The organism is Paenibacillus sp. JMULE4, from assembly GCF_013337105.1.
GTDB classification, from domain to species: Bacteria; Bacillota; Bacilli; order Paenibacillales; family NBRC-103111; genus Paenibacillus_G; species Paenibacillus_G naphthalenovorans.
This window is the reverse complement of the sequence record NZ_SGWF01000011.1, coordinates 647,916-661,317: the sequence shown is the minus strand read 5'-3', so window position 1 is coordinate 661,317 and position 13,402 is coordinate 647,916. Positions and strand designations below refer to the sequence as shown.

Here is a 13,402-nt window from a genome sequence, read left to right as displayed (position 1 = left end):
TCTCTCCCCGTTTTCACTTCATTCATCCACCCCGCTTTAATGCACACGTTCACTGTTTATCATAACCGATTTCAGGAAGATTCTGAAGCACTAAATTCTGCAATGCTCCGCACCGGAATCATCATTCCAACAGGGTGCCGTGATATAAAAACAGGTTGATTTTTCAAGATCTTATAGTTATTATTGGTATGACAGTTGAATAACAACGGGAGCTTGGGAGTTGCCAGGCTGAGAGGACAGCCGATTGCTGTCGACCGTAAAACCTGATCTGGGTAATGCCAGCGGAGGAAAAGTCCTAGCCTTTGTGTATTCAAAGACCGCTTCTTTCCCGTTGCGGTCTTTTTGGTTTGCATCGAAGGGTTTCTCCGCTTGATCACATTCATTCTGAGGAGGAATTGAAATGGCAAGCGAAATCAAAGAAAAAGAAGCAGCCCCTCATCTTTCGTCTTTTCCGGGGAGCAAGAAGGTGTATGTGCAGGGTTCGCGGGAGGATATTAAAGTACCTATGCGGGAAATTAGCCTAACCCCGACAACCATCGGCGGCAATGTACAAGAGAACCCGCCTGTCAGGGTATATGATTGCAGCGGTCCATACACAGACGGCAGCATCCAAACCGATATTCGCTCGGGACTTCCGCTTAACCGCCGGAATTGGATATTGGAGCGCGGCGATGTTGAAGAATATGCGGGAAGAGCGGTCAAGCCGGAGGACAACGGATATTCAAAAGAAGAATCCGTCAAGCGGGAAGAACGATTTCCGGGATTGCAGCGCAAACCGTTACGAGCCAAAAGCGGAGCGAATGTAACGCAGATGCATTATGCCAGAAAAGGAATCATTACGCCCGAAATGGAATATATCGCCATACGCGAGAACGTCTCCCCGGAATTTGTCCGCAGCGAAGTCGCACGAGGCCGGGCGATAATTCCGTGCAACATCAATCACCCGGAAAGCGAGCCGATGATTATCGGCAGTAAATTTTTAGTCAAAATCAATGCCAATATCGGCAATTCGGCTGTCGCTTCGTCGATTGAAGAAGAAGTCGAAAAAATGAGATGGGCGACCCGCTGGGGCGCAGATACCATCATGGACCTGTCCACAGGCAAACATATTCATACCACCCGTGAATGGATCATTCGCAACTCCCCCGTGCCCATCGGTACCGTCCCTCTTTATCAGGCCTTGGAAAAAGTCGGCGGTAAAGCGGAGGATCTGACTTGGGAAATTTATCGGGATACCCTGATCGAACAAGCCGAACAAGGCGTCGACTACTTTACCATTCATGCCGGTGTGCTGTTACGCTATGTTCCTTTGACGGCGAAGCGGGTTACGGGAATCGTATCCCGCGGCGGTTCCATCATGGCGGCGTGGTGTTTGGCGCATCATCAGGAAAATTTCCTTTATACTCATTTTGAAGAAATTTGTGAAATCATGAAAACCTATGACGTCGCTTTCTCCCTTGGTGATGGATTGCGCCCGGGATGCATTGCGGATGCCAATGATGAAGCTCAATTTGCCGAATTGGAGACGCTTGGCGAGCTGACCCGAATCGCATGGAAGCATGATGTTCAGGTCATGATTGAAGGACCCGGCCACGTTCCTATGCACATGATTAAAGAAAATGTGGATCGTCAGGTTGAAGTATGCCAGGAAGCCCCGTTCTATACCTTAGGCCCTCTTACGACAGACATAGCCCCGGGGTACGACCATATCACTTCAGCCATCGGCGCAGCCATGATCGGCTGGTTCGGTACCGCCATGCTTTGTTATGTAACTCCGAAAGAGCATCTGGGTCTTCCGAACAAGAATGATGTTCGCGAAGGCGTCATCGCGTACAAAATCGCAGCCCACGCGGCGGATTTGGCCAAAGGCCATCCCGGAGCCCAGGAAAGGGATAACGCCTTATCCAAGGCGCGTTTTGAGTTCCGTTGGAGAGATCAATTTCATTTGTCGCTGGACCCCGAAAGAGCTATGGAATACCATGACGAGACGCTTCCAGCGGAAGGCGCCAAGACGGCTCATTTCTGCTCGATGTGCGGCCCCAAGTTCTGCAGCATGAGAATTACACAGGACATTCGCGAGTATGCCAAACAGCAGGGGCTCGAGGAACAGCGGGCCATCGAAAAAGGCATGGAGGAAAAATCCAGAGAGTTTAAAGAAGCCGGCAGCGTCATTTATAAATAATAAAGCCATGGGGAACGGCAGCTTTACAGCTCCTTCTTTTTCCAATGAAAAGACCAACGAAATCAACGTTGGTCTTTTCATCATGATTTACATTTGCTTTGCAGGCTGTGCCGCTCTCAGCTCTTCGATCGTTCTGGCTGCCGACACTTGCTGCGGATCGATGCGAACCTCGATCAGCGCAGGCTTTGAAGAAGCCAGCGCCCGCTGCAGCGCAGGTACAAAATCTTCATTCTTTTCTACAAGCTCTCCGTGTCCGCCCATATTCGTCATGATTTGCGCAAAGTTCGGATTCGATAATTCCGTTGCAATCACACGCTTTGGAAAATGCTTCTCTTGATGCATACGGATCGTACCGTACATGTTATTATTAGCGACGATCGCCAGGACAGGGATTTTGCAGCGTACAGCCGTCTCCAGCTCCTGCACCGTCATCATAAACCCGCCATCTCCGGCATAAGCCACAACGGTTTTCTCCGGTTGGGCCACCTTGGCTCCAATGGCTGCCGGAAGGGCATACCCCATCGCACCGGAAGTCGGCCCCACAAAAGTCCCTTCCTCCTGAAACCGGTAATGTTTGGCCATCCATCCGTAGAAATTACCTGCATCCGAAGTGAATATGGTGTCGGAAGGAAGGTGATTCATCAGATCGCCCATGATCCCTTCCAAATTCACATAATGCTGACCAGAAGTGACGCGAACCTCGGAATATTGTTCATATTTCTTCCGCTGTTCCTGTATATAAGCCTCACGCTCTTTGCTTTGCCCTGATTCGCCCAGCTCCGCAAGCAAGTCAAGCATAAAATTTTTCGTGTCAGCTACAATCCCGAGTGCCGGCCGGTATACTTTGTTCAATTCATCCGGTGAAATATCGACATGTATCAGCTTGGTCCCGGAGGTCAACAGCGTATAGTTCTGTGTCGTTATTTGGGAGAAACGGGTCCCCAGGGCAAGAACGACATCCGCTTCCCTTATGCACTCCACCAGATACGGCGCGGCACCCACTCCCAATTGCCCGATGTAGTACGGATGCTGATTTGGAAACGCGTCAAAGCGGCGAAATGCCGTTGCCACCGGAACTTGCAATTTTTCGGCCAGTTCCACTAATTCTTTCGCAGATTTGGTGCTCGTTACTCCGCCCCCGGCGATAATCACCGGACGCTTGGCATGCCGCAGGATTTCTTTGGCTTTGGCCACGGCTTGGCGATCCGGACGCGGATGGGATAACATCTCGGATTCTTGAAAAACCATTTCAGCCGTTTCATCCAGGACGTCCTGAGGCAAGGAGATCAGAACCGGGCCCGGTCTGCCGGATCTGGCCATATGAAAAGCCCTGTGGACCAATTCCGGGACCCGGCGGGCATCGTTGAGCTCCACTGTCCATTTGACCAAATGCCTGAAATAATCCGCCAGATCGATCTCCTGGAATCCTTCCCGTCCTCTAAACGAGCTTTCCACCTGTCCGATGAACGCGACCATGGGCGTGGAGTCTTGATGAGCGGTGTGCAAGCCGATGGATAAATTAGTTGCACCCGGCCCGCGTGTAGCGAAGCATACCCCTACCTTGCCGCTGGCCTTCGCATAGCCCTCAGCCATGAATGAAACCCCGCCTTCATGACGGCCGGAAATCAATTCAATCCGAGGTGTTTCGTACAAAACGTTTAATACGCTCAAATAGCTCTCGCCGGGTACGCAAAACGCCTTCTCGACGCCCTCCCTCAATAGAACCTCTACGATAGCTTTGGCAGCGGTCATGTGTGTCATAACTTTACTCCTCTCTGGTTTGATGTTGCTTGATCAAGTACTCAATGGCATTTTTTCTGGATGAAACAATATGTTCTTTCATTCTCATTTCGACCTTATCCGGATCTCTTTCCAGAAAAGCCTCAATAATGGCTACATGCTCAGGGATCGAGACATTATGCTTCTCATTAACGGATGAGGTGATAGCAAATATTCTATGATTATGGTCGTAAATGTTGCCCATGATATTATGGATAAAGGTGTTAGGGTACGAATAGATGATTTGATTGTGCAGCTCTTTATCCAAATCAATATAATAGGCTTTGCGTTCTTCGGGTGTCATCCCTTCGGGCGGTTCAACCAAGCGTTGCTTCATGTTTAACAGCCAATCCTCCGGAAGCTTGCGGCACACGCTTTTAGCTACGAAGGGTTCGATCAATTCCCGCATTTCATATACTTCATTGAGTAATTCTACGGTAACGCCGGAAACGATGATCCCTTTGCGGGGATAAATATATACCAGCTTCTCTTGCTCCAATTTTTGCAGCGCTTCTCTGATCGGAGTGCGGCTGATGTTAAGCTCTTCCTGCAGCCGATCCTCGGAAATGTCGGATAGCGCTTTCAATTCGCCGCTTAAAATTTTGCCCTTGATGATCCGGTAGGCCAAATCGGTTTTTCCTTGTTTCATTCCATCACCCTTTTTATACTCTATAGATGTATTTATAATATTTAATTGATATATCAGAATAATATTTATCATAATCCCAATAACTTACAGTGTCAATAGGAAATCAGACAAAAAAAACCACGCATACACGTGGGCCGATTTATGATTCATCGTTAAGACTGAAACTGCCTTTATCTATTAAAAATGAACATGCTCACTATGACTACTATTAATATGATTGCCAGCACAATAAAAAATGATTTGAAAAATCCCGCTATAAATTCCATGATTTCAGAGCCCGATTTCCATTCCAGTTTAACCCATAGCGCAATTAATGTAATGAACATGACCGTGACAGCAAAACGCAGTACTGTGAAAATATACTCTCTTAAAGGGATAACCCGATACTCAAAAAATCCCTTGCCATTATTTATCGTTTCCGTATCAGGGTAGATCAGTATGCCTAGTAACAGGCCTATAATCAGACTATATACTGCTCCTTTGACGAGTGTTCCCTCCATCGTTATCCTCCATTTGCGGTTTGCGGCAGCGGACCGGCTAGCTTGGGCCGCGGCTCTATTAAAATATCGATTTGAAATGACGCTCCTAAGATGACCTGATAAAGCTCAGGATTTCGATGATGTTGTTCACCTGGCCTATGGGTTTTACTCCCCTTTTGATCATCTCTTCCATCGTTGTGCCGTAGCTGATGAAAGCAATCCCCGCATCATTCGACGCTTTACCGTCAATCCATGAATCTCCAACCGCAACCCATTCATCGGACGAGATATGCTCAAATTGTTTTTTGGCATAATGAAATCCGGATGGGGAAGGCTTAAGCGAAGTCATGTGCTCTCTTCCTATGATCAGATCAAAATACGCTATGATTTGGGTGATTTCCAGAGCCTTTCGAGCCGCTGTTACTGAATTATTCGTTACGATGACTAGAACATAGTTCTTGTACAAAGCTTCCAGCAATTCCCTGACCCCTGGTTCAAGCCCTGCGCCTTCCATCCCTTTTAATTCATGTTTTTCCGTTATCTTGATTATGGTTTCATACATCTCATCGGTCATGCCTGTATTTTTGGCGTGTTCGATCAAGGTGGATGTCGTGTGCTCCTGTACGGGAAATTCGGCAGGAATCACTTTATGGCGGACCAGAAAACGATACACATCGTGCTTCATGGCCGGGAAATCAATGTTGGATTGCAATAATGTGTTGTCCATATCGAATAGAATTCCCTTGATTGTACCGGTTCGCAGCATAAACTCCCTCCGAAGCTTTCCGTTTAAGACCGCAATGTCGCTGCTTTCTTATAACGTTCCAGCGTTTCTACTGTGTCACAACCTCTTTATTTTACATGGAATTCACGAACAAATATAGCTGTTCCGGAAAAATGTTTCGTGGGTAACCGGCTCCGCTTGCCGCGCTGTTCCGGACCGGTGGTCAAAATCTCGAATTCACTGTCATTTTCTATCCAGGACAGTCCTGCCGTCGCAATCCTCTTGCAGGCTTCGAATCCTTTTAAATAGCGGGCTTAGGGACCAAACCATCCAAGGAGTATAGTCATGAAAAAAATATGTACAACCCGATTCGACTGGAATAAAATTACAGAAAAATTGGACGATTTTTGGGAAGAAAAGAGTTTCACATGGAAAAAATGCTTAAATCCAATAACGAACAGAATCGGCTTCGGTATTTACTTTTATAAAAATATAACCATAAACCTGAATCGGATCAATAAAGAGATACTCCGATTCGCCGAGGACAGTGCCGCACTTTCCCATTTTAACAAAACGGCGTTTCCCCGTTTTATATCGGTTGCCGATGGAATTCATGCCAAGATGTTCACCCAATTGCCTAACCATGTCATTGAACAGATCACTTCTTTGATTCAAGCGCTCCCGGGTTATCAACTGCTGCAATCCGCCACGCGTCCATACGGGTATCAATGCGAGCTTTATTACAATCAAGGAAAAGTATTTTTCGGCTCACTTCAGATTCATTTCAAAAAAATCAACCATCAAGAATAGCCTGAACATACGCTCACTGACGATCAAGGGATCGGTGAGCGATTTTTTTACTTCGATATCATCCTATTTTCACAAAATATATTGGGGAGGGATCATCATGTTCATTACCAACGGTGTACAAGGATTGGAAGTTTCATCCAATATCATGGGGCGAATGGATACTATTTATCCTACCCTGCTCTGGGACACAGACCATACGATTTTGGTGGATACCGGATATCCCGGCCAATGGCCGCTCATTCGCCAAGAAGCAGAGAAGTCCGGGATCGCATGGGATACGCTGAATAAAGTCATTATAACACACCAAGACCTGGACCATATCGGCAGTTTACCGACAATTCTCAATGTATTGCCTCAACCTATCGAGGTATTGGCCAATGACGTTGAAAAACCATATATTCAAGGAGAAAAAAGACTGCTTAAAATAAATCCGGAGTCCATAGCCCAAGCTATGGACTCTTTGCCGGAAAATGTGCCGGAGGAGTGGCGCAAAGCCTTCAGACAAGTGCTTGAAAACCCGCCCAAATCAAAAGTGGATAAAACTGTTGCCGACGGAGAAGAATTGCCCTTTTGCGGAGGGATCGTAGTGATTCATACGCCGGGACATACTCCCGGGCATATCAGCCTGTATCATAAGCCAAGCAAAACACTTATCGCCGGGGACTCTATGATCGTGGCAAACGGAGAGCTGCTTGGGCCCGATCCGCAGTACTGTATCGATGCGGACTTGGCCGTAAACTCTCTGAAAAAATTTGTACAGTACGACATTGAAACTGTCATCTGCTATCACGGCGGCCTGTATAAGGATAACGTCAACCGGCGCATAGCGGAATTAGCAAATGGACAGTGACCGGAAACAACAAATCGAGCTCTTCTATCTTGTCTGAAGAGCTCTTGGATTAATTACGATGTTATAGGCGGGGATTCCAATTGCCGGCCATGTTCGTACTCTTGTCTTCGCAGTGCCTCTTTGCGCTGTTTCTCCAAGGCCGCATAACCAATCTCTTCGGCGTCTTCCGGGTTCACGGCGAACAGGCCGTCATCATCGCCTACAATTAAATCGCCGGGACGTATGCTTACCCCGCCTATGCTTATGATGGTGTTCACCTCGCCCTGAAGTTTAAGGGAACGTGTGGTCAGCGCGCTGATTCCTTTCGAATAGACGGGAAAACCAAGTCCGGTTATCGCGCGAACATCGGTGACGCACCCGGATACAATGACGCCGGAAACTTTTTTGTCCAGCGCAGCGTAAGTCCTGAATTCTCCCCAGCATGCTCTTTGGCCATCGCCGGACATATCCACGACAAGAACATCGCCAGGCTGAACAAGCTCCATGGCATGGGAAATGGCGGCAGAGTCAAGATGCGGAATGCGAACCGTAACCGCGTTTCCTATCAGTTGGATCGGCCGAAAAAGGGGCTGCAGCCCGTTAATAAAACCAAAATCCGTAAGATGGCCAATGGTGGAGGTACTGATCTTCCGGTACAGCTCCAAAAGCTCTGGCGTAACCCCCTGTACTCTGGCCTGAATGCGAAACACGCGTCCCTCTCTCCTTTCCTGAATTCGTTAACCTGCCCTGCCTCATACCGAAGTTTCTATCGCCCCGGCACATACTTTAAAGGGATTCGGCGCTTCTCCGAGCCCAAAGGGCATGCTTCCCGGGACCCTGGAATTGGGCTTCAGAAGCGGCCGGATGATTTGCTTCCAGGGCCATCGTTCCCTGGCGAATAAACATTCCTCGAGTACGCACCTCACCTCATCCGGTACATTAGCCTCAATCATTGCCAGATTCAAACATTCCTGCAGTTCGATCCATAATCGTTCTTCTTTGATGCCGTAATACCGTTGCAGGCTGTCAAGGATTGCGTAACTGTTGACCTGGATGCCAAGCATTTGGAAAAAGGAGAACAGCTGATGCGGCGTGTCATGATACAGAGAGTTCGGATGCCCCGGCCGCAATCGATACTCGGGATCTTCCAGCCCGTTGGCATTTAACCAGGGCACATGCAAACGCAGCGCATCATGATCGCGAAGCAGCAGACCTTCTATTTTCCCCCGGTTCAAGATTAGAATGGAGTTTTGTCCATGAACTTCAGGCATCATCCCCAGTCGGAACAAACGGAAACATATTTCAAAATAAGGCAGCAAAGCCTCTTTGAATAAACGCAAAACGGAGGATTCATTGACTTCCAGTCCTGTCATGCGCAGCCATTCGTCAAACAAATGCCCCTTCCTGTCCCTATCGAAAACCGTCAGAGACGACATGGGCACTAAACGTACATGTTCATGATCTGCGATTTCCGGAGGGTATTGTCTTATCATGGCGGACAAATGCCTGGGAGGATCGGCAAACAAGTCTCTGTTTTCAGGCAGATAAGCCCACCAAACGGTTTCATCGCATAGAAGCAGCCGTTTTTTCAAGACGGGGTCCCGTTCCAGCGCTTGTCTCATCAGTCGTTCCGCGCGCTGTCCATTCATAAGCTTAATGGCCGAAAGATAGCGAAGTCCGCCCAGGGAATGCATGCCCAGCGGAAGCTTGACGTGTAACTGGCCTCCATTGGCGGGCATCAATGACCGTAAGGAAGAAGTGGCGTAAAAGGTGCCCGCTTCAACGTTTAACGGTATGCAAATCCCTTTGCCGATTTCCTCTTGCAGTTGTCCAGGCAATACGGTAGACATTTGCCACGGGTGGACAGGAACAGGTACAAACTCCTCCGTACTCAGCCCTCGCCTGTCCATTTCCTCACGGATCCCGGCTTTCTGGTCTTCGGCAAGCAGCAGATCCGCCGGAGCTACCCCCCCTGTTTCTGCCTGCTTATATTGGTCTTCAATGGAACGTTCATCCAAGCCGCTAACGAGATACCGGCGTTTCACCGCCATCCAGTTCAGTTGAATCGGCCGGGCAAATTCGGCTGTATAGTTGCGGCAATCTTCCTGCGTCCAACCCAGCTTGACTTTGGAGACAGGGTGGAAAGGCCGGTCGCGAAAAGCCGCCTTTCTCTCCAGCTCCAATAATGAAGCTGCCGAAGGCAAACCCAGTATTCCTGCCGACGGTTGTTTGTTTTCAAGAGACCAGGACATTTGCAGCAATGTTTGATCGAGCATATTCATAAAGCGGTCCGCTCCGCCAGCATCTATGGCGGCCGGATCTTTCCCGTAAAGATGAACGATATGCCGCATCAGCTCCAGCGGATCGAGCTTTTTCAGATAGACCGTATGGTTCTCCTCTATACGCACTTCGTACATGCCTGCGGATGCCTCAAAGCGGTATGGCTGCAAGATTGCAGGATGTACAGGAAAAACAATCATGGCCTCATGATAATCATCCAGCCGCCAGCAATAGATGCTTGCCTTAGGATCTAAAGAACCGAATTGCCGGTCTGCTGCGGCCAGTCCCATGTGACCGCGAACCATGAACTCCCATTCGGTTTGGGATAGAAGGTTCACCTCGTCGTGTTCGTCAAAAAATGTTTCCGCAAGCAATGCATTGACCAAGTCTTCCATGACCCGGCAATCGGCTTCATCAGCCGCTTCATTCGAATGTGCGCGGGAATCGGGACCCTTATGTTCCGTTGTCATACTCTCCCTCCTCTGATTGTCCGGTATGGATATAGGGGATTCGGTACGGACTTTGGATCGACCTCCGCGTCTTTCCACAGCCGCCTTCTTGCCAATTGTTCGATTTGAATCGTTTCCGAGAACAGATCATAGTGCTCGAAATTTTGGCTGTATTGCGGATGCTCATCCTGATAGAGATAAATCACCCGGGCAACCATTTCCCAAAAATCCGTTTCCCGAAGCCCGTACTGTTCGTTTAAAAACATGCACAGCTCGCTTATGCACACAAAGAAAAACGCGCTGTGCACAAAGTCTTTGACCGCCGGGAGATCGTCGGTTTGTATGAAGGAATGACGATTTAAAGCACGATGATGAGCGGGCTCCGGATGAAGATCGGGACAAACTTCCGGTTGTCCCAGATGCTGTTTGGAAAACCGAACTCCATCGTGAAAATCTTTCAACGCCAGACGGCAAGGACGTCCCTCTTTATGAATGAGAATTATATTTTGAGCGTGGGACTCCATAGCTATTCCGTGTGCGTACAACATATGAATGATGGGGGTTATCGCAACCTCCAGCAGCCGGCGCGTCCAGTTTTCTAACCCGTACCTGCGAACCCACGGTTCAATCCATGGCTGCTCTCCGGCCATGTGGCAGAGCGCACTGAACGGAACCGCTTCTTCATCGTCTCTTAAATAGCAGTATAGACTCTTCCTCCAAATCACACCCAGGTTCCCATAGGTTTGCAGTTGTACAGTGGACGGAAGCTTCTCGTAATCAAACGAAATTCCCGCAAATTCAGCTAAAAAAACAAAATCGAGTCTTCGAGCGGTTTCGTCATCCCTGGTTAGAGACAGCAGCCAATCCGAAACGAGAGGCGCGTTCATCACGGTATGCTTCGCCAATATTCGTTTCGTTGATGTATTGGTGATATTCAGCGCCAGCTTCATGTACGCTTTCTCTTTGTGGGAATGATTGGCCCAGCTGCGTATAGACTGCTGCGGACGGTACTCGTCGGAACCGTTGCCAAGCCGGACGATTTTCTTTTCGGATAGCTGACGATGAAAGTACGGCAGAATCATGTGCTCCCACTGCCAGGGATGAACGGGCATAAACCAGTAATCGCCGGCATCCAGCCCCTTTTCATTAAGCAAAGAAACAAAGGCTTCATACGCAGGTTTCCCGAGTTCATGCTGTATAAATGAGTTGTAGTCTGTTCCTTCCGATAAAGAAATCAGGCTCTGCGATTTGGAGACCGCCAACCAAACCGGCTTTAGTTTTGTTTTAAATTCCGGTCCGTATAAGGCATTGTCCCCCAAGCTATAGCCGATCCGCGATTTGTAGCACGGATGATACGGATGGCCGTCCAAATCGCTTTCCAAATCATCGTAATCCCATGGCGTTTCCGGCATTGGAGCGACGGACTTATGGTATTGGGCCTGCAAATCTTTTACCAGCGTATGTTCCAGTTCTTGCAGCAGCATCGCCAAACGTTCATTTTTCTGAACCTGACCGAGCACTTCTTCCACAAATCCGGACAACGTTGCCGCAGTCGGGTCTTCCTTTGCTTCCTTGCGTCTTACCGTTCCTTTCTTTATGCGAAAACGGCCGAAACTGAATTGGCGTTTGCCCTCAAACATGTATTCAACGGGTTCCCCTTCGTTTGTTTTTCCCGGGAGAACAAGGCGATCCTCGAAATCTCCGGACACGGGAAGTCCATGAAGGGGAACGGCAATTTCTTCATAAAGCACCGCCTCGATCAGCTGACAAAGGACTCGTTGTTCCACTTTGGCATAAATTTCGGACGAATAAGCACGAATCCAATCCTTCTCTTCTCCGCGCTGTAATGGTTCTAACACACTCATCAGTTCACGGCTCCCATCGTTCGAAAGTAATATGGCATCATCCATTTCATCTCCATGAAGCGTTTCGCTTTGATTCCATTCGTCCCCGGATTATTTCACCTCCCCGCTGCGGTTATTATCCTGCACACCGGACATGCCGACCGGCTTGCTGTAACGGTTGGCGTCAGGGAGAGTGAATTTCATCAAGCCATTGTTGAGCAGCAAAAGAAAAGCGGAGCAAATAAAGATCGACGGTAATCCGAACCGGGAAGCGACGGCTCCCATGCCGAGCGCCCCTGCCATCCCGCCAAGAAATATGGCACAATTGACATAGCTGTAGGTCCGGCTTTCCATCCCTTTCGGCGCAAAATGACGAACGAGAACATGGATTGAAGGCATCATCCCGCCAAGGCACGCCCCCGTACAGAAACGCAGCACGATGAGCTGCCACAGTTCCTGGACAAATGCCTGCGGAACAGAGAACAGGATCGCTCCGAATGCGGCGCAGATTAACACTTTATGCGAGCCGTACTTGTCCCCTAATTTCCCCAGCTGCGGGGCGGTAATCATGTTAGCCATCCCCATCGACGCCGCCGTAATCCCGGCCAAAAAGAACAGATTATCCTGACTCGGCGCCAAGGACTGGACATACAGCGGGATGAAAGGCAAGGTGCCCACCATGGCCGATCGAATGATGGATGCGGAGACAAACAGGGATGCAATTGGTTTTCGGGATACGATTTTCCTGAAATCTTGCACAAAGTTTGTCTTTTCTTTCCGGTCTTGTTTCTCAAAGTTTTCTTTGACCAAAAAGATGACGATCAATGCCGCTATGAAAATACTTACACCGGTATAGAAAAAGACGGCGGCGAACCCGAACCAGTCGGCCATCAATCCGCCCAATAAAGGGCCGCACATGGTTCCGGCCACAGATCCAGAATGCAAAATCCCCAATGCATACCCGCTCCGCTCCTTGGGCGTGTTCGTGGCTGTCAAGGCGATGGCGGCCGGACCGAATCCGGCCATCATCCCGTTTAATAAACGCAGGATCAGCAAGTGAATATGGCTGGTGGCCAACCCCATCAGCGTAATGGTGACGGCCATGCCAATTCCGGAACGGACAAGCATGAGCTTGCGTCCGTAGCGGTCTGCAATCTTTCCCCAAATCGGTGAAAAAATAAAGGCCGTCAGCAGGTTGGCGGCATAAATTATGCCCGTCCACCAGCGAACTTCTTCCGGATCGGTAAGCCCTAATTCCTGCAAATAAAGCGGTAAAAACGGGGTGACGCAGCTCATTGAAGCCATCGCCAGAAATTGCCCCACGTACAAAATGAACAAATTTCGTTTCCACTTTTCCACGGTGACGACACATTCCTT

At 48.9% G+C, this 13,402-nt stretch carries 11 protein-coding genes and 1 riboswitch; of the genes, 3 read left to right on the top strand and 8 right to left on the bottom strand.

Annotated features, from left to right (window positions below):
- Nucleotides 1–195 precede the first annotated feature (195 nt).
- A riboswitch (TPP riboswitch) is annotated at nucleotides 196–308 on the top strand.
- Between the two features lie 92 nt (nucleotides 309–400).
- A complete protein-coding gene (gene thiC, locus EXW96_RS08380) occupies nucleotides 401–2,182 on the top strand; it encodes a phosphomethylpyrimidine synthase ThiC (RefSeq protein WP_074726771.1) in 1,782 nt (593 codons plus the stop codon).
- Nucleotides 2,183–2,269: 87 nt separating this feature from the next.
- Here the strand turns inward: thiC and EXW96_RS08375 are convergent, their stop codons facing one another.
- The 4 genes from EXW96_RS08375 to EXW96_RS08360 all read right to left on the bottom strand — a co-directional run bounded on the left by EXW96_RS08375 (nucleotide 2,270) and on the right by EXW96_RS08360 (nucleotide 5,855).
- Nucleotides 2,270–3,943, bottom strand: coding sequence for a thiamine pyrophosphate-dependent enzyme (locus EXW96_RS08375; RefSeq protein WP_174350329.1), 1,674 nt, complete (start codon nucleotides 3,941–3,943; stop codon nucleotides 2,270–2,272).
- Between the two features lie 4 nt (nucleotides 3,944–3,947).
- Nucleotides 3,948–4,610 carry a GntR family transcriptional regulator gene (locus tag EXW96_RS08370; RefSeq protein ID WP_062408949.1) on the bottom strand — a complete coding sequence of 221 codons (663 nt, stop codon included), beginning with the start codon at nucleotides 4,608–4,610 and terminating at the stop codon, nucleotides 3,948–3,950.
- 170 nt (nucleotides 4,611–4,780) lie between these two features.
- Nucleotides 4,781–5,110, bottom strand: a complete 330-nt coding sequence (locus EXW96_RS08365; protein ID WP_174350328.1) for a hypothetical protein — start codon at nucleotides 5,108–5,110, stop codon at nucleotides 4,781–4,783.
- 85 nt (nucleotides 5,111–5,195) lie between these two features.
- Nucleotides 5,196–5,855: an HAD family hydrolase gene (locus EXW96_RS08360; RefSeq protein ID WP_062408951.1), complete on the bottom strand. Its 660-nt coding sequence runs from the start codon at nucleotides 5,853–5,855 to the stop codon at nucleotides 5,196–5,198.
- Between the two features lie 303 nt (nucleotides 5,856–6,158).
- Here EXW96_RS08360 and EXW96_RS08355 point away from each other — a divergent pair, with 303 nt between their 5' ends.
- Nucleotides 6,159–6,623, top strand: a complete 465-nt coding sequence (locus EXW96_RS08355) for a hypothetical protein (protein ID WP_174350327.1) — start codon at nucleotides 6,159–6,161, stop codon at nucleotides 6,621–6,623.
- A 97-nt stretch (nucleotides 6,624–6,720) separates the two neighbouring features.
- Nucleotides 6,721–7,473, top strand: a complete 753-nt coding sequence (locus tag EXW96_RS08350; RefSeq protein WP_174350326.1) for an MBL fold metallo-hydrolase — start codon at nucleotides 6,721–6,723, stop codon at nucleotides 7,471–7,473.
- A 53-nt stretch (nucleotides 7,474–7,526) separates the two neighbouring features.
- On the opposite strand, the gene EXW96_RS08345 is transcribed toward EXW96_RS08350, so the two are convergent.
- From EXW96_RS08345 to EXW96_RS08330, 4 genes are all read right to left on the bottom strand, one after another.
- Nucleotides 7,527–8,162 carry an RraA family protein gene (locus EXW96_RS08345; protein ID WP_174350325.1) on the bottom strand — a complete coding sequence of 212 codons (636 nt, stop codon included), beginning with the start codon at nucleotides 8,160–8,162 and terminating at the stop codon, nucleotides 7,527–7,529.
- A 42-nt stretch (nucleotides 8,163–8,204) separates the two neighbouring features.
- Nucleotides 8,205–10,202 carry an IucA/IucC family protein gene (locus EXW96_RS08340; protein WP_174350324.1) on the bottom strand — a complete coding sequence of 666 codons (1,998 nt, stop codon included), beginning with the start codon at nucleotides 10,200–10,202 and terminating at the stop codon, nucleotides 8,205–8,207.
- Nucleotides 10,199–12,046: an IucA/IucC family protein gene (locus EXW96_RS08335; protein WP_174350323.1), complete on the bottom strand. Its 1,848-nt coding sequence runs from the start codon at nucleotides 12,044–12,046 to the stop codon at nucleotides 10,199–10,201. The genes EXW96_RS08340 and EXW96_RS08335 overlap by 4 nt, the downstream gene beginning before the upstream one ends.
- 90 nt (nucleotides 12,047–12,136) lie before the next feature.
- Nucleotides 12,137–13,384 carry an MFS transporter gene (locus tag EXW96_RS08330; protein WP_309225045.1) on the bottom strand — a complete coding sequence of 416 codons (1,248 nt, stop codon included), beginning with the start codon at nucleotides 13,382–13,384 and terminating at the stop codon, nucleotides 12,137–12,139.
- Nucleotides 13,385–13,402 lie beyond the last annotated feature (18 nt).